The 20,307-nt window shown below is 35.7% G+C and carries 27 protein-coding genes and 1 tRNA gene; 4 read left to right on the top strand and 24 right to left on the bottom strand.

All coding sequences use genetic code 11. From position 1 onward, the window contains the following. Window position 1: 1 nt before the first annotated feature. From HH_RS02260 to HH_RS02250, 3 genes are all read left to right on the top strand, one after another. Window positions 2–1,099 (top strand): SPFH domain-containing protein, encoded by a 1,098-nt coding sequence (locus HH_RS02260; RefSeq protein WP_011115292.1) that lies wholly within the window; start codon window positions 2–4, stop codon window positions 1,097–1,099. A 4-nt stretch (window positions 1,100–1,103) separates the two neighbouring features. Further along, window positions 1,104–1,799 (top strand): bifunctional phosphoribosyl-AMP cyclohydrolase/phosphoribosyl-ATP diphosphatase HisIE, encoded by a 696-nt coding sequence (gene hisIE, locus HH_RS02255; protein ID WP_011115291.1) that lies wholly within the window; start codon window positions 1,104–1,106, stop codon window positions 1,797–1,799. A gap of 109 nt (window positions 1,800–1,908) precedes the next feature. Continuing rightward, window positions 1,909–2,649, top strand: a complete 741-nt coding sequence (locus tag HH_RS02250; protein ID WP_226989502.1) for a DUF2393 domain-containing protein — start codon at window positions 1,909–1,911, stop codon at window positions 2,647–2,649. Here HH_RS02250 and HH_RS02245 read toward each other — a convergent pair. From HH_RS02245 to secG, 7 genes are all read right to left on the bottom strand, one after another. Beyond that, a complete protein-coding gene (locus HH_RS02245) occupies window positions 2,618–3,775 on the bottom strand; it encodes a metallophosphoesterase (protein ID WP_011115288.1) in 1,158 nt (385 codons plus the stop codon). The two genes, HH_RS02250 and HH_RS02245, sit on opposite strands and share 32 nt — an antisense overlap. 160 nt (window positions 3,776–3,935) lie before the next feature. Beyond that, on the bottom strand, window positions 3,936–4,289 hold the full coding sequence (gene rplT / locus HH_RS02240; RefSeq protein ID WP_011115287.1) for a 50S ribosomal protein L20: 354 nt from the start codon (window positions 4,287–4,289) through the stop codon (window positions 3,936–3,938). An 82-nt stretch (window positions 4,290–4,371) separates the two neighbouring features. Continuing rightward, on the bottom strand, window positions 4,372–4,566 hold the full coding sequence (rpmI, locus tag HH_RS02235; RefSeq protein ID WP_011115286.1) for a 50S ribosomal protein L35: 195 nt from the start codon (window positions 4,564–4,566) through the stop codon (window positions 4,372–4,374). A 22-nt stretch (window positions 4,567–4,588) separates the two neighbouring features. Next, complete coding sequence (gene infC, locus HH_RS02230) at window positions 4,589–5,113, bottom strand: translation initiation factor IF-3 (RefSeq protein WP_011115285.1); 525 nt, start codon at window positions 5,111–5,113, stop codon at window positions 4,589–4,591. Then, window positions 5,110–6,924 (bottom strand): threonine--tRNA ligase, encoded by a 1,815-nt coding sequence (thrS, locus tag HH_RS02225; protein ID WP_011115284.1) that lies wholly within the window; start codon window positions 6,922–6,924, stop codon window positions 5,110–5,112. Before thrS ends, infC begins: the two co-directional genes overlap by 4 nt. Window positions 6,925–6,926: 2 nt before the next feature. Next, window positions 6,927–7,484: a ribosome recycling factor gene (gene frr, locus HH_RS02220; RefSeq protein ID WP_011115283.1), complete on the bottom strand. Its 558-nt coding sequence runs from the start codon at window positions 7,482–7,484 to the stop codon at window positions 6,927–6,929. Window positions 7,485–7,498: 14 nt separating this feature from the next. Further along, window positions 7,499–7,897: a preprotein translocase subunit SecG gene (secG, locus tag HH_RS02215; RefSeq protein ID WP_011115282.1), complete on the bottom strand. Its 399-nt coding sequence runs from the start codon at window positions 7,895–7,897 to the stop codon at window positions 7,499–7,501. A 164-nt stretch (window positions 7,898–8,061) separates the two neighbouring features. Here secG and HH_RS02210 point away from each other — a divergent pair, with 164 nt between their 5' ends. After that, a complete protein-coding gene (locus tag HH_RS02210) occupies window positions 8,062–8,415 on the top strand; it encodes a hypothetical protein (RefSeq protein ID WP_041308973.1) in 354 nt (117 codons plus the stop codon). 22 nt (window positions 8,416–8,437) lie between these two features. Here HH_RS02210 and HH_RS02205 read toward each other — a convergent pair whose 3' ends face one another. The 17 genes from HH_RS02205 to HH_RS02130 all read right to left on the bottom strand — a co-directional run bounded on the left by HH_RS02205 (window position 8,438) and on the right by HH_RS02130 (window position 20,299). Further along, window positions 8,438–9,229 carry a UDP-N-acetylmuramate dehydrogenase gene (locus HH_RS02205; protein WP_011115281.1) on the bottom strand — a complete coding sequence of 264 codons (792 nt, stop codon included), beginning with the start codon at window positions 9,227–9,229 and terminating at the stop codon, window positions 8,438–8,440. A 3-nt stretch (window positions 9,230–9,232) separates the two neighbouring features. Then, window positions 9,233–9,499: a flagellar biosynthesis protein FliQ gene (gene fliQ / locus HH_RS02200; protein WP_011115280.1), complete on the bottom strand. Its 267-nt coding sequence runs from the start codon at window positions 9,497–9,499 to the stop codon at window positions 9,233–9,235. A 32-nt stretch (window positions 9,500–9,531) separates the two neighbouring features. After that, window positions 9,532–9,630, bottom strand: a tRNA-Sec gene (locus HH_RS09405). 52 nt (window positions 9,631–9,682) lie between these two features. Then, entirely contained in the window at window positions 9,683–10,237 is a 555-nt protein-coding gene (locus HH_RS02195) for an FKBP-type peptidyl-prolyl cis-trans isomerase (RefSeq protein WP_011115279.1), read from the bottom strand. After that, complete coding sequence (locus HH_RS02190; RefSeq protein ID WP_011115278.1) at window positions 10,234–11,079, bottom strand: hypothetical protein; 846 nt, start codon at window positions 11,077–11,079, stop codon at window positions 10,234–10,236. Before HH_RS02190 ends, HH_RS02195 begins: the two co-directional genes overlap by 4 nt. Window positions 11,080–11,102: 23 nt before the next feature. Then, window positions 11,103–11,564 carry an OmpA family protein gene (locus HH_RS02185; RefSeq protein ID WP_011115277.1) on the bottom strand — a complete coding sequence of 154 codons (462 nt, stop codon included), beginning with the start codon at window positions 11,562–11,564 and terminating at the stop codon, window positions 11,103–11,105. A gap of 56 nt (window positions 11,565–11,620) precedes the next feature. After that, entirely contained in the window at window positions 11,621–12,880 is a 1,260-nt protein-coding gene (gene tolB, locus HH_RS02180) for a Tol-Pal system protein TolB (RefSeq protein ID WP_011115276.1), read from the bottom strand. Between the two features lie 9 nt (window positions 12,881–12,889). Further along, entirely contained in the window at window positions 12,890–13,582 is a 693-nt protein-coding gene (locus HH_RS02175; protein ID WP_011115275.1) for an energy transducer TonB, read from the bottom strand. Between the two features lies 1 nt (window position 13,583). Further along, a complete protein-coding gene (locus HH_RS02170; RefSeq protein ID WP_011115274.1) occupies window positions 13,584–13,979 on the bottom strand; it encodes an ExbD/TolR family protein in 396 nt (131 codons plus the stop codon). A 7-nt stretch (window positions 13,980–13,986) separates the two neighbouring features. After that, a complete protein-coding gene (locus HH_RS02165) occupies window positions 13,987–14,550 on the bottom strand; it encodes a MotA/TolQ/ExbB proton channel family protein (protein WP_011115273.1) in 564 nt (187 codons plus the stop codon). 9 nt (window positions 14,551–14,559) lie between these two features. Next, window positions 14,560–14,955, bottom strand: coding sequence for an ATP synthase F1 subunit epsilon (gene atpC, locus HH_RS02160; RefSeq protein ID WP_011115272.1), 396 nt, complete (start codon window positions 14,953–14,955; stop codon window positions 14,560–14,562). Between the two features lie 8 nt (window positions 14,956–14,963). Continuing rightward, window positions 14,964–16,364 (bottom strand): F0F1 ATP synthase subunit beta, encoded by a 1,401-nt coding sequence (gene atpD / locus HH_RS02155; RefSeq protein WP_011115271.1) that lies wholly within the window; start codon window positions 16,362–16,364, stop codon window positions 14,964–14,966. Between the two features lie 18 nt (window positions 16,365–16,382). Continuing rightward, window positions 16,383–17,276, bottom strand: a complete 894-nt coding sequence (atpG, locus tag HH_RS02150; RefSeq protein WP_011115270.1) for an ATP synthase F1 subunit gamma — start codon at window positions 17,274–17,276, stop codon at window positions 16,383–16,385. Between the two features lie 12 nt (window positions 17,277–17,288). Next, on the bottom strand, window positions 17,289–18,803 hold the full coding sequence (atpA, locus tag HH_RS02145) for a F0F1 ATP synthase subunit alpha (protein WP_011115269.1): 1,515 nt from the start codon (window positions 18,801–18,803) through the stop codon (window positions 17,289–17,291). Window positions 18,804–18,824: 21 nt separating this feature from the next. Continuing rightward, the gene (locus HH_RS02140) at window positions 18,825–19,349 is read right to left on the bottom strand and encodes a F0F1 ATP synthase subunit delta (RefSeq protein WP_011115268.1); all 525 of its coding nucleotides are present in this window, start codon (window positions 19,347–19,349) and stop codon (window positions 18,825–18,827) included. Beyond that, window positions 19,349–19,864, bottom strand: a complete 516-nt coding sequence (locus tag HH_RS02135) for a F0F1 ATP synthase subunit B (protein WP_011115267.1) — start codon at window positions 19,862–19,864, stop codon at window positions 19,349–19,351. The genes HH_RS02140 and HH_RS02135 overlap by 1 nt, the downstream gene beginning before the upstream one ends. A gap of 9 nt (window positions 19,865–19,873) precedes the next feature. Beyond that, the gene (locus tag HH_RS02130; protein ID WP_011115266.1) at window positions 19,874–20,299 is read right to left on the bottom strand and encodes a FoF1 ATP synthase subunit B'; all 426 of its coding nucleotides are present in this window, start codon (window positions 20,297–20,299) and stop codon (window positions 19,874–19,876) included. Window positions 20,300–20,307: the final 8 nt, after the last annotated feature.

The following is a 20,307-nucleotide window of genomic DNA, read 5'->3' as shown; positions in this document are numbered from 1 at the left end:
AATGCCTATTGATTTAAATGAACATCTAAAGAAAAAACGTGCACAGCTTGATGAAAACAAAGCTGAATCTAAAAATGAATCACCAAAGGGTGGTAATGGTGGTAATCGTCCAAATGGTAATAATAATCGGGGAAATAATAATGGTGGATTCAATATAGAATCTCTCCCTATGCCATCTATGCCAAGTGGCAAGTCTCTTGGCGTGCTTGTGGCTATTGTGTTGTTAATTATTATTTTTATTGCAGCACGTCCATTTGTGATTGTTAATGCTGGAGAAGTAGGGATTAAGGTAACTACAGGGAAATATGACCCAAAGCCTCTTGACCCCGGATTGCACTTTTTTGTGCCTATCATTCAAGATGTAATCCTTGTAGATGCAAAAGTGAGGACTATTAACTTTTCTCGTAGTGAAGATATGGGAAATGTGGGACGAGAGCAGAGTATATTGCGTAACGATGCGATAAATGTTATGGATACAAGTGGTATGACGATTTCTATTGAACTTACTGTGCAATATCAGCTTGAGCGTGATAAAGTTCCTGCAACTATTGCAGAATATGGCACTTTATGGGAGCAAAAAATTATAAATCCCGTTATTCGTGATGTAGTGCGAAGTGCAGTAGGGAATTATCCCACAGAGGAGCTCCCTACTAAACGCGATGAGGTAGCAAGTCTTATCTATACAGGATTTAAAAGCAAACTTGATGCTACGCCTAATCAACCTGTAAAACTCGTATCAATTCAACTCCGCGAGATTGTATTGCCAGAGCAAGTTAAAACGCGTATTGAAGGCGTTGAGCTTGCAAAAAGAGACGCACAAAAAGCTAAAGAAGAAGCAAATGCTTTGCGTGAGCGTGCAAAAGGTAAGGCTGATGCTTTAGAGATTGAAGCAAAAGGTCAAAGTGAAGCAAACCGACTTGTAAATGAAAGTCTTTCGCAACGTTTGCTTGATTTACGACAAATTGAAACACAAGGAAAATTTAATGAAGCATTGAAAGAAAATACAAATGCACAAATTTTCCTTACACCCGGTGGGGCAGTGCCAAATATTTGGGTAGATTCTAAAAGTAAGCAAAAAAGTGCCGCAATAGGACAATAATTTTATGCAAGATGTATTTAGGCAAATTGATTGGGAACGTTATGAGCTTATTCCAACTATTGTGCAAGAAAAGCAATCTCAACAGATTCTTATGCTTGCTTATTCATCAAAGCAATCCCTTGAATTGAGCTTACAAACGCATCTCGCACACTACTTTTCGCGTTCTAAGCAGAGAATCTGGCAAAAAGGTGAGCAAAGTGGGCACATACAACATATTAAAGAGGTAAAACTTGATTGTGATAATGATAGTTTGATTTTTATTGTGGAGCAAGTAGGTGTAGCTTGCCATACTGGAGAGAAAAGTTGCTTTTTCCGTATATTTTCACTTGATAAAAATTGCCAAAATCCTCCTGTTTCTATGCCACAAAAGTATCCTATAGGTGTGTATCATATACTTGATGATCTTTATCATATTATAGAGCAAAGAAGATGTGAGAATATAGAGCATTCTTATACCGCTTCACTTCTTGCTAAAGGTGTAAATGGTATAGGCAAGAAAATCATTGAAGAAGCAGGGGAGTTATGTTTTGCTCTTAAGGATAAAGATGAGAAAGCAATTATTTATGAATGTGCAGATTTATTTTATCATATACTTGTGGGTTTGGCTTTAGAGCATATCACTCCAGAGCGTGTTTTGCAAGAGCTTCGTAGGCGTATGGGACAAAGTGGCATAGAGGAAAAAGCCTCACGTAAGCATTAATAATAGGAATCCAAATGACAGAAAATCTCAAAACATTTCTCTTACAAATGGTGTCTTATTTCTCTATATATGAGATTGCAGTGTTGCTTGGGATTTTTTTGTTTTTATTATGCTTTTTACACTTGGATTGTTGCTACGAGGTAGGAGATTTATTGCAAGCTTCTTCTTTTTTCTTTCTATATTGGTGATTTTTTCTACTCCTGTTGTATTGCAATTTGTAATGCAACGTGTGTTATACCCTATAGATGTAAATATTACAAGTGCACACGCTATGCAATATACCAAAGGTTTTTTTGTGGCAGGGCATATCACACATAAGGGAAAAATTGCCATTAATGAATGTTATATTGCTGTGAATGAAGTGCGTGATGAAAAGAATAATAAAGTCCTGCAAGTGCTTAATACGATTATACCAAAGAGCTCATCAGGCACAACCATTAGTATTGATATTGGAGTAGGAGAGAGCAATGATTTTGCAGTAATTGTGCCAAATTTTGAAGCAAAAGAACCATTTTTATATAGAATCTATGTGGATTGTTATCTTTCAAATAAATTCGCACAAAAAATGCAAAAAAGCCATAACCAAGATATAGATATTTTAAAGCCACAAATTCCACAGCCTGAAATTTTGATTCAAACTCCAAAACAAGAAGTGGAAGAACAAGAAAAACAATCTGAGCAAGAACATACAACACAAGAGTCTATACAGGATTTATCACAAGAGATGCAAGATGCACAAGAGGGCAAAGAGGAGCAAAAAGTCCCCCAACAAAATATAGCCGATGAAAGCAATGAAATGAATGATGAGGATAAGAATCTTAGTGAGGAGGCACAAGCTCAAGGAGCGTAATTTCGTGGTTGCTCCCAATGCGCATAGGTGGTCCCCAAAATCCTGTGCCTTGTGAGACATATACTTTTGTTTGATGAAGATTCTCTAATGTATGTAATCCAGAAATAAAAGGTTGTTGCAAGAGCATAGCAAGTGAGAATGGAAAAATTTGTCCGCCGTGTGTATGTCCGCTTACTACTAAATCAACTTTATCATAAGGTGCTTTGAGATAATTAATGACTTTAGGTTGATGTGCAAGGAGAATTGTAGGGAGATGAGGATTTATATTTTTTAATGCCTCATCAATATTTGGTTCTAAATGCCCTATGCGCCAGCCCATAAAATCAGCTATTCCCACGATATTAAGCGTGTCTTTAAGAGTGTAATTTTGATTGATAAGTATATAAAATCCAAATGATTTGAGCTCTTTAAGAATATTTTCTACATCGTGGAAATATTCGTGATTACCCAATACATAAAATATGCCATCATTTGCTCTAAGATTTTTGAGTTCATTAAGAGCATTTTGCACATTTTTTAGTGGTGCATCTACAATGTCTCCTGTAAGAAATATCATATCTGCATTAAGCTCATTTGTTATTTTGACAATTTGTTTGACTTTATTTTCCTCTATAAGCCCACCGATATGCACATCACTTAAAACTGCTGCTTTAATAGGTGTGCTTAATCCTTCTAATTCAATACTTATATGCACAATATTAGGGTTTTTTGTGCCATTATAAGTGCCAAAGACAAGCATAATGAGGGCAAAGAGAAAAATGCTCACTTTTGCCCTATGTCTCCAGCGAGAACGTGCAGATTTGGTGTGTAATGTCATTATTATAAGAGAGCAACATTGATAGAAAAAAGCAGCCATTGCAAATAAAAAAGTAATGCCCAAACAAAACGAGAGTAGAAAATAAATTCCTTGTGGCACATAAGCGCTATCACGCAAAAAAAGATAAGCTATACAACCTACAGCATTAAAGCAGGTAAAAATTTTCCATACAAAGCGTACAAAAAGCTTAGTTGAAAGCGATTTGAGCAATGCTTTGTAAATATAGATATGAAGCACAATAAATACAAATGAGCCCATAAAAGGAAATATAGTATTTTGCATTTGTGCAAATTGTGGTATATCCTGCATAAATGCTCCTTACAAAGGTTATACTTTGAAATTAAAAGCCTAGATTCTATCAAGGTAGGACTTAAAAGTCTATATTATTAGCATTATTTATTAGTTTATTCTATTGGGAGTGGGGTAAATATAAAGTTTATATAAAGGCAAGATTTATCTTGCCTTATTTTTATTTTAGTTTATTTTTTACGCTTGCAAGCACTGCATTAAACGCGTTTATATCATTCATTGCCATATCTGCAAGTGTTTTTCTATCAAGCTCAATATTTGCGAGTTTAAGAGCGTGAATAAAGCGTGAATAGCTTACTCCATTCATTTTACACGCAGCATTAATACGTGTAATCCATAATCGTCTAAAATCACGCTTCTTTTGTTTTCTATCCCGGAAAGCATAGCACATACTGCGCTCAAGTTGTTCTTTTGCCTTTCTAAAATGTTTGCGGCGTCCGCTATAAAAGCCTCGCGCAAGTTTTAGAATCTTTTTATGTCTTCGTCTTCGGACAACGCCTGTTTTTACTCTCATTTATTTCTCCTTTACCTTTAAATTGAGGTGTAAGCTATCGCTTCTCTTACCCATAAATCTTGTTTTATGGGGAGTGGATTCTCTAAGCCATACAAAGTAGGCTTTTTACAGAATCAACATTTGTGCTATGAACATATTTTGGTGCATTTAAATTAGCTTTGCGCTGGTGCGATTTTTTTGTCAATATATGATTTTTAAATGCACTACCACGTTTGATTGCATTTTTTTTAAGCTTAAAACGCTTTGCTGCACCACGATTTGTTTTCATCTTTGGCATTATCTCTCTCCTTTCATAAGATTTAGTGTTTTTCTTTTTTCTTTGGCACATAGAGCACATTAAGGTGTTTTCCCTCTAGTTTTGGCTCTTTTTCTGCGATTGCAATATCCTCAAGCATAACCGCGACTTTGCCAAGTGTATCCATTCCCGCATCGGGGATATTGAGTTCACGTTGTTTGAGAAATACTTTAAACTTTACGTGCTTACCAGATTCTAAAAATTCAATCGCGTGCTTTACTTTGTAGTTAATATCATTTTGGGCAATTTGAGTTGAAAGTTTAATCTCTTTAATCTCAATTTGTTTTTGCTTTTTGCGTGCTTCTTTTTGCTTTTTTTCAGCTTGGTAACGAAATTTACCATAATCCATTATTTTGCACACAGGTGGTTTGGCATTAGGTGAAATCAACACCAAATCAAGCCCAGCTTTATGGGCAAGATTTAAGGCTTCTTTAGATGAAATAATGCCGTATACCTCGCCATTATCACTTACGCAGCGCACTTCCTTAAAATCTATCTCCTCATTGAGTAATACTTCTTCTTTGCTCAAAAACTAACCTCTCCTATTTTTGTTTTCAATGTAGCAATGAATGCTTCTTCAGGGAGCTCATATTGTGATTTCTCCCGCCTATCTCGGATTGCAAGGATTTTGCTCTCCACTTCTTTTGCCCCGATAACAACAATCAAAGGCACACGCTGCTTTTCAGCAAGTCGTATTTTTTTACTTAAGCTTTCATTCTTATCCATAAGTTCGGCATATGCACCACTTTGAGTAATGATTTTATCACGCAAGATTCTTGCATATTCAAGTTGCGCTTCACCAATAGGAATTAAAATCACTTGTGTAGGTGCGATAAATAACGGAAACTCACCCCCAAAATGCTCTGTCAATATCGCCACAAATCGTTCAAATGAGCCAAGAATTGCACGATGAATCATAACAGGCTGCACTTGGACATTATGTTCATCTGTATAGCTTAACTCAAAGCGTTCAGGGAGATTCATATCAATTTGTATCGTGCCACATTGCCATTTGCGTTTAAGTGCATCAGTGATTTTAATATCAATCTTAGGACCATAGAATGCTCCTCCTCCTTCATCAATTTGATAACTTATGTGATTTTCTTCAAGCGCACTTTTGAGTGCTGCTGTAGCATTTTCCCATACTTCATCATTGCCAATAGATTTTTGTGGACGTGTGGAGAGTTCCATTTCATAATGGAATCCAAAAGCATTCATAATGCCTTTTGTAAAATCAAGAATCTGATTCACTTCAGACTTGATTTGACTTGTCATACAAAAAATATGTGCATCATCTTGAGTAAATTCTCTCACGCGCAAAAGCCCGTGTAACACACCGCTTCGTTCGTGTCTATGCACTATGCCATATTCGTAAAAACGCAGTGGCAATTCTCTATAACTTCGTGGAGAGCTTTGATAGACTTTAATATGCCCGACACAATTCATAGGTTTAATGCCATACTCTTGTTCATCAATAATCGTAAAATACATATTTTCTTTGTAATTGCTATAATGTCCACTTTTTTTCCATACATCACTTTTGAGAATCTCTGGTCCTCTTACAGGTTCATAGCCTCGTTCTTTGAGTGCTTGAGTGAGTAAATGCTCAATATTATGTCTTAATCTAGCTCCTTTTGGTAGCCATATAGGTAATCCTGCGCCAATTTCCTCATCAAAGGTAAAAAGTCCCATTTCTTGCCCAAGTTTGCGATGATCACGTTTTTTGGCTTCTTCAAGTGTGAATAGATAATCTTTGAGTGATTGCTTATCGGCAAAGGCAATGCCATAAATTCTAATAAGCATTTGCGCATTTTCATCGCCGCCAAGATATGCCCCTGCAATTTTGGTAAGTTTGAAATGTTCTAAAAGTTTTGTATTAGGGAGATGAGGTCCCCTGCATAAATCCTCAAAATCACCTTGTGTATAAATACTTAGTTTTTCATCGGGGATACGACTCATTACTGCTACTTTAAGTTCATCGTGCGCAAATCGTGCCTGTGCTTCTTTGCGTGAGAGTGTAATTTTAGTGATAGGATAAGCATTTTTTGCAATCTCTTTCATTTTTGCTTCAATTACAAGGAGATCTTCCTCACTGATTTTAGTATTGACTTTGAAATCGTAATAAAAACCCTCATCAACGACAGGTCCAACAAAAAATTGCGCTTCTGGATAGAGGATTTTAATTGCTTGAGCCATTAGATGTGCGCAAGAGTGGCGAATAATTGCTAAAGATTCTTGAGAGTTATCAAAACTAATAGAATCCCCAGTAATGCCAAGTTCATCTGCTGTGCAGAGGTCATAAATATGTTGATTGTGTTTAATGCCTATAACTTCACTCATTGCTATACTTTCATCACCTCTTCTTCTTTGTGTTTGAGCATTTCATCGCATTTTTTGACAAATTCATCGGTATATCTTTGAATTTCTTCAAGTGCTTTTTTATTCTCATCTTCAGTAATGCTTTTATCTTTTTCTAGCTTTTTGATAGCATTGTTTGCATCTTGTCGGATATTGCGGATAGCAACCTTGGCTTTTTCACCCATAGATCTAGCATTTTTGGCTATTTCTTTGCGTTGCTCTTGTGTCATAGGAGGAAAAAAGAGCTTGACACATTCGCTATCACTATTTGGATTCACGCCAATATTTGCTTCTTGAATAGATTTTTCAATATCTTTTATTAGCGGTTTTTCCCAAGGGGTAATGATAATTGTTGTAGCATCTTGTGCAATAACTGAGCCTACTTGATTAAGGGGTGTGGGCGTGCCATAATAATCTACGCGAACATTGTCTAAGATATTTACGCTTACTTTACCACTGCGGAGTGTGCTAAAATCCCTACGCAAAGATTCTATGCTCTTATCCATATGGGACTTAGCATTTTTAAAAATCTCATTAAGCATTATTTTCCTTTAACTTATTTTTCATTTTGTCCTTGAACAGGCTCTTGTTGTAAGAGTGGGGCAGAGGGAGCAACATTTTCGTTAAGAATAAAAGGGTTTTCACTCTCCTTTGTATCCGTATTTGGTGCAGCTGGCGCTGCTGGGGCTAATGTATTGCTTGGAATAGAATCAAGGATACTTTTTTGGCTTTGTGTATTATAAGTGTAGCTTAAAGCAATAGTATTTAATACAAAAAGTAGTCCCAAAAACATAGTAAATTTTGCTAAAAATCCAGCTGGTCCTTTTGCCCCAAATACAGATTCATTACTCCCACTATATGCTCCAAGTCCAATACTTGAGCTTTTTTGTAAAAGCACGATAATAGTAATAAACACTGCTAAGACAATTTGCACAACAAAAAGAGTGGTTGTCATTTATTCTCCAAATAATAAAAATCAAGCAATTATAAAATAAGCACACGATTTTAGCAAAAAATCCTTATAATAAACTTGTAATTGCCTTATTTTCTTTTTATGCAAGTAAAAAATAAGCTATAATTATACCAAAAAGGAAATGAGTAGGGAAAGGAATATTAAGAATGAAAAAAAGTTGGTTTATGTTTTGTTGTCTCTTTAGCATATTATATTTAGAAGCAAACCCGTTTAAAGGTTTAAAATATGATGATTTGTCCAGTGAGCGAAAGATGGCTATAAAATTATTTGATTTAAAAGTTAATACTTTAGCTTGGGCTGGAGGAAATATGCAAGATTGTGAAAAAGCATATAAAGAATTGATAAGCAGTTTTGATGTGGGTAAAGATTTTAATATTAATGCTAATGGACAAATAGTCTGTAAGCAATATTTTGCTGAATTTGAATATCTTAAGGCAACCAATACGGGACACTTTAATGTTGATGTATTAAAAATTTTATCAAATGAGGGTAAAAAATAAGGAATATTATCATTTGATTATTTTATTGTAGAATCTGCACTTCGCACTCTAAATCAATTCCGCTTGCTTCAAATACACGTTTTTTGGCAAGTGTGATAAGAGAGAGCGCATCTTCAAAGGTAGCCTTGCCTTTATTAATAAGAAAGTTTGCGTGTTTTTCACTAAAGGCTGCATCTCCAATACAATAGCCTTTTAAGCCTACAGATTCTAAAAGGCGTCCTGCAAAATCTCCTTTTGGATTTTTAAAGCAGCTCCCGCAGCTTGGCTCTTTAGGGTGATTCTTACGCAGAGCGATAAAATCTGCTTGAAGTGCATTGTTGAAACCCTCTCGTTTATGGAATCTGGCAGCAAGGATAACACCCTCTATACCACTATCACGATAATTCATAGGGAAAGATTCTCTATCTTGCCACTTTCCATTGACATTTATTGCTTGAAGAAGTTGTTTAATTTCATAGCTTTTCATTCCTGCATTCATTTTGACTAATCCACCCAAACTTCCGGGTAAGGCTTGCAGGAACTCTGCACCAGCAAGATTGTGTGATTTAAAATAGCTAAAAATCCGCCCAGAACTATATGCACCACCAATTTCAATATAATTACCACAATCTTTAAGATATGCAAAATGCTTATCAAGCATAGCAAGTTTTTGTGCTGCGGGTGAGACAAGGAGATTGTTCGCTTTGCCAATAATGCGCATATTTTGTGAAAGGGCAGAAATAGCATCTTGTGGAGTTTGTATAAGAGAAACTTCAAGTGGCGCACCGATTTTGATACTTGAATACTTTGCAAAATTAATAATGTGAGTTTGCACAGGCTAAAAATTAATATTAGAAATCATTGTAAAAAGCATACGCGTATAATCTGTAATCATATTTATCATCCACGGCATAGTAAATATAATTACAGCAACAACTGCGAGAATCTTTGGCACAAAAGTGAGTGTCATTTCATTAATCTGCGTGGTAGCCTGAAAAATACTAATAAGCAAACCCACAATAAGCCCAGCTAAAAGCATAGGAAGCGAAAGAATGAGCGTGAGTTTATAAGTTTGAATCGCAAGTGCCATAAGTTGAGCTTCCATAATGAATCCTTAATATATATATCCTATTAAATTGGCAGGAGAGCGAGAGAATCGAACTCCCCAAGAATTAGACACCTAATCCTTCAATGGGTTTGAAGCCCAAGACGCCCACCAGAGACGTTTGCTCTCCTTGCAGAGAATCTAAACTTACATTTAGATTCTAGGATTTTATTGCCTTAAGACCTAGTGGCTGCAGCCACAGCCCCCACCGCTATGTCCGCCACCACCGCAGCAACCTCCACCGCTATGTCCGCCACCACTACTGCAGCCACAGCCCCCACCAACACCACCTTGCAAAATTTCCATTTCTGTTGCTTCGCGCACATCGATGATTTTCACATCAAAATTAAGTGTTTTGCCTGCAAGAGGGTGATTATAATCAATGATAACAAATTTATCATTGAAATCTTTGACACTCACTTGCACAGTTTGCCCATCTTCCCCTTGTCCAAAAAGTGTCATACCTGCTTTAAGCTCAATGCCCTCAAATTGCTCTCGTGCTACTTCCTGCACAAAGTCGCTTTGATAAGTTCCATAAGCATCTTCAGGTGCAATAGTAGCTTTGACATTGTCACCTATACTTGCCCCCATAAGGGCATTCTCAAGCCCGCTAATGACTTGTCCTGAACCGACAAGAAATTCAAGTGGCGCACCATTTTTGTTTGAATCAAGTAGCGTATTGTCAGCTTGATTAAAGACTTCGTATTCAATACTAACGATTTTATTTTGTGCAATCATTTTTTTTCCTTATTTTGAGTTTTAAGTTTTTTGGCACTTTGAGCTTCTTTACTTGAGGGATAATTGCCTATCAAAGAATCCAAAAACTTATTATAGTTTTTTATATCTTTGATAGCGTTGAAAGATTGAGCTGTATGAAGCAAAAGTGTAGGCATATATTTTGTTTTATCATTTACCATAGCACTTTCCTTATAGTGATAGATAGCAGTATTATAGGATTTGTCTGCAAAAGCAATTTCGCCAAGGTAAAAATGACTATCAGCTTTTTTATAATCTATCTCAAGTAGCCATTCAAAACGCTCTTTAGCAGATACATATTCTAATTTTTTAAACATTTCTTGAGCTTGGGCAAAAATATCAGCTTTTTTATTTTTATCTTTAACAAAAGCAGGTTTGCTTGCCGTGCTTTTGGCAGTTTGATTTTCAGGTGCATTATTGAGCTGCCTAAGTCCATCAAGAATAGCCTCATTAAGAGTAGAAAGGCTTTTGTTAATTTCTTGAATTTGCGTATTGAGCACCTTAATCTCTTGTGTATTTGCATCAACTTTTTGTTTGAGATTTTTGTATAAATCAAATTGTGTTTTTAATTCTTCAATATTTTTTGCTTGTTGGGTAGTTTGGATAATTTGCTGTTGCAATTTAGAACTTTGTGATTCATAAAGGCTTGAAACACCCTCTTGCGCTTGCTGAATTGCATCAACTTTTTGTTGAAGATGTGTGATAAGGCTTTGAAGAGTTTTTATATCATTCTTTGTAGCACCACTCTGCTTTTCAAAAGCAGAAGGTTCATTTGTATAGAGTAAAAGAGGAATAAAAGTGAATAAAAGATAACGCTTTATCAACTTTATTCCCCATATTGTTTAAATTACTTTGCGAGTTTAAACTCAACACGTCTATTTTCTTGATTACATTCAGGAGTATCGCTTGTGCAAGTGGGTTTGCTTTCACCATAGCTTACCGTTTTGATTTGAGAAGCATTTACTCCACGTGTTGTGAGAGCATTTTTAACTGCATTTGCTCTTTTTGTGCCAAGAGCATAGTTGTAAGCATCTGAACCATAAGAGTCAGTATGTCCCTCAAGCACAACTTTTGCACCTGTGCTCTTAAGCGCAGCTGCACTTTTTTCAACACGATCTTCCATATCAGAACGGATATCATATTTATCAAAATCAAATAAGACTTTTACATAACCACCAGCTCCACCAGCCAAATCTACAAAGTTATCTCCGCCAGCAGCTTTCCCAGAACCAGAATCAGCTGCATCAGGTTCTGAACAACCCACTGAAATTAGCGCAGCTAAAACACCCATTGCAATATATTTTTTCATCATCATCTCCTTTAAGAATTAAAATGGCAAGATTCTACGCTATAAAAGTAAATATCTTACCAATCAAAAGCTTGGATTTTCATTTTGATGAGAGGGAAAAAGTAATTTGTATTATAATCTATGCGAATTATTCCCAAAGCACTTTGTGCTTTGTAATACTTAAGATACATAATTGTTCCACCATCATTTGAATATTTGGGCATTTGATTTTTTCCACTTGCCGTAAGTCGGCGTATATAATTTGAACCCGGAGCAAGTGAAATAAGATAGAGATTAAAAGTATTAGCGCCAAACTCATTGTTTGTTTCACGACTTGTATAAACTGCGTATTTGCCATTTGAAGTAACTGCGCTGTTATTGCGTCCGTGGAGCACGACTTGTTCCGTTCCGCCTCCATCAAGACGCATCATAAAGATATTAGGGTAACCAAGTCTATCAGAGACAAAAATAATCTCTTTTTCATTATTGACAAATTTTCCATCAACATCAATACCTGAATAGTTTGTGAGTCTACGCAAATTTTTGCTTTTTGTGTTATAAAGATATAAATCGGAAAGAGCAGTAGGAGAGAGGCTAAGGATAAGATTCTCTCCATTTTTACTTACATCAGAAACTACAGCAATGCCTTCGCTACCGACGAGTTGTTCAATGTGTCCTGTGGTAAGATTATGTTTAAGGATTGTGGGGACATCAAGATACTTTGTGTAATAAATGCTTTCTTGCTTAGAATCTACCCATTTAGGAAAAATATTAAGCCCACCCTTAACGACAACTTTTTGATAAGTCAAGGTATAATCAGCAATAAGAATCTCACTATTACCTGAAGTTGTGTATTGTGAAAGCACAACAAGACGTTGCATCCATTCAATACTTGGGGCTTGGATATAACTATTGACATCAATACACATACGATGAGCGATGAAAGGAAAACGTTTTACATCATTTTCGGTGTAATCTTTAACATATATGCGTTTGGAAGTATTAATATCATAGAGCGATATCGTGCCTGTAAGGCTATTTGAGGATTTACTTACTTTGATTTGTGCAAGCAAATCAATTTTTTTATCTGCATAATCTTTATATGCAACCTCTGAGTTTTTATTAACGCTACCATCATATACTTGAAAATGCCCACTTACCTTTAAGTCAGCTGCAAGCATTTTAAGTACTTTTGCGCCAAAATCTGCATTTTCACTATCTAATCTTTCAACCACGATATATGGAATCTTGTTGGTATTTTTGACGATCTCCAATGTTGCGTCAATTCCAAATAATTTAACACTTAGTAATAATAAAACCAAACCGATAAATCTCATACAACTCCTTTAGTTTTTAAAAGTTATAGCAATCTCCCTTGTTCCCTTTGGGTGAGGTGGAAAGTGCATTTGTGTGCATTCTTCAAGCATTGTTTTGAGAGAATCATCAAAAGCTACATTGCTAGAATATTTTACAATTTTATAACTAAAAACTCCATTGTCTGCAATACGAATATGAACTAATGCTTGCATTTTATCTTCAATATAGAATGTTTGTTGCCATTTTTGGTGGATTATTTTTTCAATTTGCGCATACCACTCATCATATTCTCCATCACTTTGGGTGCTATTAGTGCTAATAGTCAAATTGCTTAGAGTATTAAGTTTATTTTGCAACTCTTGGGCTGTTGATTGTAAATCTTTAATTTTTTGTTCTTTGGCGTTTTGCTCTACTTTATCGCGATTATCTCCTATGGGTGTGTTTTGTGAAAGTTCATTGCTATCAATTTTATCAAATATATCCTTAATTCCTGAGCCTGCAAGAGGATTATTTGTTGATGAAGGATTCTTAGTTATGCTTGGTGTGGGCTTATCATCAATAATAGCTTCAATACTAATAGCATTAAGCGAAATTGCTGATTCTTTAAGAGAAGAATAGTGTATGGGTGAAATAAAAAGAGTAAATACAAAAGCAATAATAATAAAACAATAAATACAGAGTGAAATGATGCCACTTGCGATAAATAAGAGAGCATTATTCATTTTAGCTACTAGTAACAAGAGATACTTTAAGGAAACCGGATTCTTTGGCGACTTTAAGAATATAAATAATATCTTCGTATTTAAGATTTTTATCCGCACGGATAAAGATATGTATGTTTTTATCAAAGTTTTTACTAAAAAGCACGAAACTATCTGCAAAATTTTTAAACTCATATACCTTATTGCGTATATAGATTTTTCTATGAGCACTTACACGTATTTCAAGCATCGTATCTCGAGCAATTTTTTTTGTCTTAGAGCCTTTAGGGAGAGTAATATCTTCTTGATAAGTAATTGTAGGGGTGCTCACCATAAGGATTGCCAAAAGCACAAGCATAATATCTACAAGCGGGGTGATATTAAGCTCAGGCTTTTCTTCCCAATCAAATTCTTCCATTAGAATCCTACTTACTTGAAAGCATAATATCAATTTGCATTTGAATGCAGGTAATGATATGGTATGACTTGCGTTTAAGAAGTAAATGGAATGAATAGGCGGGAATTGCCACAAGAATACCTGTTGCAGTTGCCACAAGAGCTTTTGATATAACCGGTGCTATCACATCAAAAGATACATTGCCACCACCAAGATAGCTAAAAGCTTCTAAAATTTCAACCACTGTTCCAAAAAGCCCTATAAAAGGTGCAGTAGAAGCAATAATACTTAAAAATACGAGAGATGAGGTAGCCTTTTGAGTCGCTTTAAGTTTCCATACTTGACATATTTCTTTTGAGATGTGCCCATCGGTTTTTTCAAGCAAAGCATTAATAAAAGTATTTTTAGGAATATGAATACTTTTAGCTAAAAGCATATCAAGGTGATATTTTTCTGATGCTAGCCAATCACTAAGGGTGAAGCTTTTATAGATATAAATCCAAAATGTAATAAGAAAATACAGAGAGAGCCAAGAAAGCACAATAATAGTTGTTAATGTGCTTTCTTCAAAGAAAGTTTTAAGTGTTCCCATTGCTAGATTCTACTTAATGAAGTTCTTGTAATCACTTTCAACACGAGAAACTACCATACCAAATAAAGCACTATCATCTGAAGCTTCTTTAAGAAGAGTTTTGGCATCACTGATGGCCGCAACAATTTCGGATTCGGTATTACCTGCAATAGCAACTGCACCATCAGCAATAATATTCACATCAGTATCTGATATTTGAGCGTGTCCCCAGTTTATTGCTACAAGTCCTTTATTACCTTCCAAGTTTTCAAATTCAATAACACCAACTTTAAGAAGCGAAAGAAGATTGCAATGTCCTGGAAAAACACCAAACTCTCCCTCACTACCGGGTATAACAACATATTTTACTTCACCATTATAGATGCTCCCATAAGGAGTTACAATACTTAGTGTGAGATTTTCCATATTATCACCTAGGCATTTTTAAGCTTTTGAGCTTTTTCTAATGCTTCTTGGATATTGCCTACCAAATAAAAAGCATTTTCAGGAATATCATCGTATTTACCTTCTAAAATACCTTTAAAGCCTTCAAGTGTTTCCTCAAGCGTTACATATTTGCCTGGACTACCTGTAAAAATTTCTGCAACAAAGAAAGGCTGAGAAAGGAATCTTTCAATTTTTCTTGCTCGGGCAACTACTTGTTTATCTTCTTCCGAAAGCTCGTCCATACCTAAAATAGCGATAATATCTTGTAAGTCTTTGTATTTTTGTAGCACTTGTTGTACACCTGTTGCAACTTTATGATGTTCTTCTCCTACAATTTGAGGGTCAAGGATTCTTGATGTTGAGCCAAGAGGATCTACTGCAGGGTAGATTCCCTTTTCAGAAATTTTTCTATCAAGCACTGTTGTTGCATCAAGGTGTGCAAATACAGATGCTGGAGCTGGGTCAGTTAAGTCATCTGCTGGCACATATACAGCTTGAACAGAAGTAATTGAACCTTTTTTGGTTGAAGTAATACGTTCTTGAAGTTTACCCATTTCACCTGCAAGAGTAGGTTGATAACCTACTGCTGAAGGAATACGCCCAAGAAGTGCTGACATTTCAGAACCAGATTGTGCATATCTGAAAATGTTATCAATAAACATAAGTACATCGAGTCCTTTTTCATCACGGAAATATTCCGCCATTGTCAAACCTGTAAAAGCAATACGATTTCTCGCTCCCGGTGGTTCATTCATTTGCCCATAGCAGAGAGCAACTTTGTCTAATACCCCCCCTTCTTTCATTTCGTGGTATAAATCATTTCCTTCTCTTGTACGTTCCCCTACACCGGCAAAAACAGAATAACCACTATGCTTATAGGCAACATTATGAATGAGTTCCATAATAACAACCGTTTTACCCACACCTGCACCACCAAATAATCCAACTTTTCCACCTTTAGAATAAGGAGCTATAAGATCAACGACTTTAATACCTGTTTCAAACATTTCTGTTCTTGTACTTTGATTCTCAAAGCTTGGAGCTTCTCGGTGAATAGGCCACTTAAGGTCACTTTCAAGAGGTTTACCTCCATCAATTACATCACCAGTAACATTAAAAATTCTTCCCAAGACAGCTTCCCCTACAGGCACTTCAATAGGTTTGCCACGTGCTTTAACTTCTTGTCCGCGTATAAGCCCTTCTGTCATATCCATAGCAATTGTTCTTACACGATTATCTCCAAGATGTGCCGCAACCTCTAGAACGAGATTATTTTTTCGTCCCTCTATGTCAAAATTAACATCAATAGCCTCATTAATCATTGGCAAATAGGAGCTAAACTCAACATCTACCACTGGACCCATTACTTGTGTAATTTTACCTTGCATTTATTCTCCTTTGTAAATTTATTTTATCGCTTCAGCACCAGCATTGATCTCAACAAGTTCTGTTGTGATTGCCTCTTGCCGAGCTTTATTAAGAGAGATTGTGAGGCTTTTAACCAAATCTCCTGCATTATTTGTTGCCGCATCCATAGCTTGGATTCTCGCGCTGTGTTCAGCAGCTAGAGAATCAACGAGAGCATAATACATATTGTATTGCACATACTTTTTCGCAAGCTCATCTAATATGATATTCTCTTCATCTTCTGGTTCAATATTGAGGACAGAAGGTTGCTCATTTTGTTTGATATTGATTGTAAGAGGTAGAATAGCTTGAGATTCTAATTCTTGCGATATCATATTCTTAAAGCCATTGTGTACAATTATCACTTCGTCGGTTGCGCCATTAAGGAAATCTTCAACTACATTCTCAATGAACGCTTCAGCTTTTTCAAAAGTAGGTGCAGCGCTTAACCCTATGGCTTTATCTAATACCTCAATATCATTGAATGCAAAAAATGAAATCCCTGTTTTGCCAATACCTCTTAAGCGCACTTTAATGCCTTGTTGCTTATACGTTTCCATAAGTCGCAATACTTCCTTAATGGTTGTAATATTGAATCCACCACACAAGCCTTTATCGGCAGTAATAAATATAATATCAAGTTTTTTAATTTCACGACCTTCAGATTTAGCGAAATAACGACTATTAATGTTATCAAGTCCTCTCACACGAATCTTTGCTACCACATCGTGAAATACTGCACTTAACTGTTTGGCATATACTTTGGAACGCCTTGCAAGTTCTTCAGCTTTTTTTAACTTAGAGCTAGAGACAAGTTTCATAGCCTTAGTTGTTTTCTGTGTATTTTTAGTACTACTGATTTGTCTTTTTATATTTTTAAGGTTGCCACCCATAATAGCTCCTCATTATGCCCCAAAGTTAATTTTAAACTCTTCAAGAGCCTTGCTAAGCTCAGCCTCAGTTTCTTTATCAATTGCCTTTTTTACGCTAATATCTTCAAAAATTTTGGGATATTTTGCTTCAAGGAATGGATAAAGCTCTGATTCAAATTTTATAACTTTATTGGCTGGAATATTATCAAGGTATCCATTTGCTCCAGCATAAATAATGATTACCTGTTTTTCAATTGAAAGAGGAGAGTAGGGAGGCTGTTTAAGGATTTCCACCATTCTTTGTCCTCGTTCAAGTTGTTTACGACTTGATTCATCAAGGTCAGATGCAAATTGAGAAAATGCTTGAAGCTCTCTATATTGAGCCAAATCAAGGCGTAGAGTTCCTGCCACTTGTTTTGTAGCTTTAATTTGAGCAGCTCCTCCTACACGTGATACAGATAATCCCACGTTAATGGCAGGACGAATACCAGAGTTAAATAAGTCTGTTTCAAGAAATATCTGTCCATCAGTAATTGAAATAACATTTGTTGGAATATAAGCAGCCACATCTCCAGCTTGTGTTTCAATAATAGGCAATGCAGTAAGAGAACCTGCACCAAGCTCATCATTAAGCTTCGCTGCTCTTTCAAGGAGACGAGAATGGAGATAAAATACATCACCGGGAAATGCTTCACGCCCGGGAGGTCTTCTTAGGATAAGAGACATTTCGCGATATGCCACAGCGTGTTTACTTAAATCATCATAGATGATAAGAGCATGTCGTGCATTATCTCTAAAATATTCTCCAATTGTAACACCTGTATATGGGGCAAGAAACTGCATTGCCGCAGAGAAAGAAGCAGGAGCATTAACTACAACTGTATAATCCATAGCTCCGTGCTCTTCGAGTTTGCGCACAACTTGAGCAACAGTTGATTCTTTTTGTCCTACAGCAACATAAATACAAATAACATCTTGCCCTTTTTGATTGATAATTGTATCTATTGCAACGGTTGTTTTACCTGTTTGTCTATCACCTATAATAAGTTCTCTTTGTCCTCGTCCGATTGGTACAAGTGCGTCAATAGCCTTAAGTCCTGTTTGAAGAGGTTGGTGAACAGATTTACGTGCCATAATGCCTGGAGCCTTTTCTTCAACAAAGCGATATTCATTTGCTTCAATTGCCCCTTTTCCGTCAATAGGTTCCCCTAATGTATTAATAACACGTCCAACTATTGCATCTCCTACTGGCACTTTCATCAGTTTTTTGAGACGCTTAACAGAAGTTCCTTCTTTGATTGTGCGTCCAGAACCAAGCACAACCACACCTACACTGCTTTCTTCAAGATTAAAAGCAATGCCTGTATCACCTGTATCAAATTCTACCATCTCATAATACATAACATTGTTAAGCCCATATACCTTTGCTACACCATCAGCATAAGCAATAACTTTACCTGTTTCACTGATGTCAATGTTGATATTAAAGTTCTCAATTCTCTCTTTGATAATTGAGCTAATTTCTTCTGATTTGATTTTTGTTGTCACTTTTCTCTCCTTATGTTAAAATTAAAGTGCTTTGAGGATATGATGCTTTAAATCATTACTAAAGCGCTCTTTGGAAAAAGACACCTCAATACCTAAATCCTCAACGCTCAACTTAATACCATCTACCTCACTCAACCTTTGCTTAATGCTAAGTTTGACACCAAGCTTTTTAGCTAGAGAATCTTGAATTTTCTCTAATGTTTTAGTGTCTAAACTTTCTTTAGCAGTAAGTGTAGCAGCATATTCTTTTTTGCGCGCAAGCAAACGTCTTTCAAGTTCATCGCTGATATATGGAATAAGTAATATTCTATCGGATTGTGCTAAAAGGCGGAAAAAATTTTGCAGTTTCATATCCACTTTGCCAACAGATTCTAATAAAAATTGCTCTTTTTGTGTCTTACTTAAGAAAGGTGAAGCAATGATATCGGCATTTCTTTTATCTTTAAGTGCAAGCGATAATCCTTTTAATATACTTAGAGTTTCATCTAAATTGCTACCTGAATCTACAAGGGCTTGAGTATATTTTTTTGAGATGATATTGAACATTATGAAATCCTTTTTGTAATGATATTAACATAATCTTCTTTGTTAAGCTGGACATCATCACTTTGTATCAATTTATTTAATAGCTCATCAACGGCTTCGTGAGTAATTTTTCTGCGTTCAAATTCAATGTTTGATTCGAGTGCGTATTTGAGAGTTTCTATATCCTTTTTAATTTGGTCATTGTATTTTTGTTCTAATAAATATGCTTCTTGCTTTGCAGCATTAACAATATTTTTTGCTTTCTCTTTGCTCTCCTCTAAACGTTTTTGGGCAGTTTCTTTTTCTCGTTTTGCTTTATGAAGATTTTCTTGCACTTCTTGCAAACGAGCTGAAATAGCATTTCTTCTATTAACAAAAATACCCTTGATAGAATCAAATGCAAAATACCACAAAATTGCAACAAATATGACAAAATTGATGACACGTTGAATAAAATCACTTTCTTGAATACTTGCTGATGCAAAAATTAAAGAAGGAAAGCCCACACATATTACAAAAAAAGCTATTTTTTTCATTATCCCCTCCTAAATTTGTTTAAGTTTTGTATTGAGTATTGTTTTAAATAAAGGAAGCTGCTCAAGAAGCTCTGTGTAAAGCTGAGATTTTTGTTCTTGTAGTTCTTGTTTATATTGTGCAAGCTTACTTTCATTTTCGGCTTTTTTTGCATTAATTTTGCTTTCATATGTAGCTTTTGCTTCTTTTGTCGCAGATTCTAGAATTTGTGTTGCTTCTTTTCTAGCAAGAGAAAGTATTTGAGCAATTTCTTCTTCAATATGTTGGGTGTCGCCTTTATGAGTTTGAGTGCTTAATAAATCACGTTCTATGGAACTATCACGATTGTTCATAAAAGCGAGTATAGGCTTAAAAAGCCATTGATTAAGGAGATAGATTAAAAGTATAAAAGTTATGAAAACAAGTAGCATAAGATATGGATTAAGAGTGATACTCATCTATTCTC

The sequence above is a fragment of the Helicobacter hepaticus ATCC 51449 genome, assembly GCF_000007905.1.
Classification (GTDB): domain Bacteria; phylum Campylobacterota; class Campylobacteria; order Campylobacterales; family Helicobacteraceae; genus Helicobacter_C; species Helicobacter_C hepaticus.
This window is presented reverse-complemented; position numbering and strand designations above follow the sequence as displayed.

Bases quoted from the DNA above. Each gene is read 5' to 3' on its own strand.
- HH_RS02245 (WP_011115288.1), bottom strand. From the start codon at position 3,775: ATGCAGGATATACCACAATTTGCACAAATGCAAAATACTATATTTCCT.
- HH_RS02185 (WP_011115277.1), bottom strand. From the start codon at position 11,564: ATGAAAAAATATATTGCAATGGGTGTTTTAGCTGCGCTAATTTCAGTG.
- HH_RS02140 (WP_011115268.1), bottom strand. From the start codon at position 19,349: ATGTTCAATATCATCTCAAAAAAATATACTCAAGCCCTTGTAGATTCA.
- HH_RS02175 (WP_011115275.1), bottom strand. From the start codon at position 13,582: ATGAATAATGCTCTCTTATTTATCGCAAGTGGCATCATTTCACTCTGT.
- atpC (WP_011115272.1), bottom strand. From the start codon at position 14,955: ATGGAAAATCTCACACTAAGTATTGTAACTCCTTATGGGAGCATCTAT.
- fliQ (WP_011115280.1), bottom strand. From the start codon at position 9,499: ATGGAAGCTCAACTTATGGCACTTGCGATTCAAACTTATAAACTCACG.
- HH_RS02135 (WP_011115267.1), bottom strand. From the start codon at position 19,864: ATGAAAAAAATAGCTTTTTTTGTAATATGTGTGGGCTTTCCTTCTTTA.
- atpD (WP_011115271.1), bottom strand. From the start codon at position 16,364: ATGCAAGGTAAAATTACACAAGTAATGGGTCCAGTGGTAGATGTTGAG.
- HH_RS02130 (WP_011115266.1), bottom strand. From the start codon at position 20,299: ATGAGTATCACTCTTAATCCATATCTTATGCTACTTGTTTTCATAACT.
- tolB (WP_011115276.1), bottom strand. From the start codon at position 12,880: ATGAGATTTATCGGTTTGGTTTTATTATTACTAAGTGTTAAATTATTT.
- HH_RS02165 (WP_011115273.1), bottom strand. From the start codon at position 14,550: ATGGGAACACTTAAAACTTTCTTTGAAGAAAGCACATTAACAACTATT.
- HH_RS02210 (WP_041308973.1), top strand. From the start codon at position 8,062: ATGAAAAAAAGTTGGTTTATGTTTTGTTGTCTCTTTAGCATATTATAT.
- atpG (WP_011115270.1), bottom strand. From the start codon at position 17,276: ATGGGTGGCAACCTTAAAAATATAAAAAGACAAATCAGTAGTACTAAA.
- rplT (WP_011115287.1), bottom strand. From the start codon at position 4,289: ATGAGAGTAAAAACAGGCGTTGTCCGAAGACGAAGACATAAAAAGATT.
- frr (WP_011115283.1), bottom strand. From the start codon at position 7,484: ATGCTTAATGAGATTTTTAAAAATGCTAAGTCCCATATGGATAAGAGC.
- HH_RS02195 (WP_011115279.1), bottom strand. From the start codon at position 10,237: ATGATTGCACAAAATAAAATCGTTAGTATTGAATACGAAGTCTTTAAT.
- HH_RS02260 (WP_011115292.1), top strand. From the start codon at position 2: ATGCCTATTGATTTAAATGAACATCTAAAGAAAAAACGTGCACAGCTT.
- hisIE (WP_011115291.1), top strand. From the start codon at position 1,104: ATGCAAGATGTATTTAGGCAAATTGATTGGGAACGTTATGAGCTTATT.
- HH_RS02170 (WP_011115274.1), bottom strand. From the start codon at position 13,979: ATGGAAGAATTTGATTGGGAAGAAAAGCCTGAGCTTAATATCACCCCG.
- thrS (WP_011115284.1), bottom strand. From the start codon at position 6,924: ATGAGTGAAGTTATAGGCATTAAACACAATCAACATATTTATGACCTC.
- secG (WP_011115282.1), bottom strand. From the start codon at position 7,897: ATGACAACCACTCTTTTTGTTGTGCAAATTGTCTTAGCAGTGTTTATT.
- HH_RS02250 (WP_226989502.1), top strand. From the start codon at position 1,909: ATGCTTTTTACACTTGGATTGTTGCTACGAGGTAGGAGATTTATTGCA.
- rpmI (WP_011115286.1), bottom strand. From the start codon at position 4,566: ATGCCAAAGATGAAAACAAATCGTGGTGCAGCAAAGCGTTTTAAGCTT.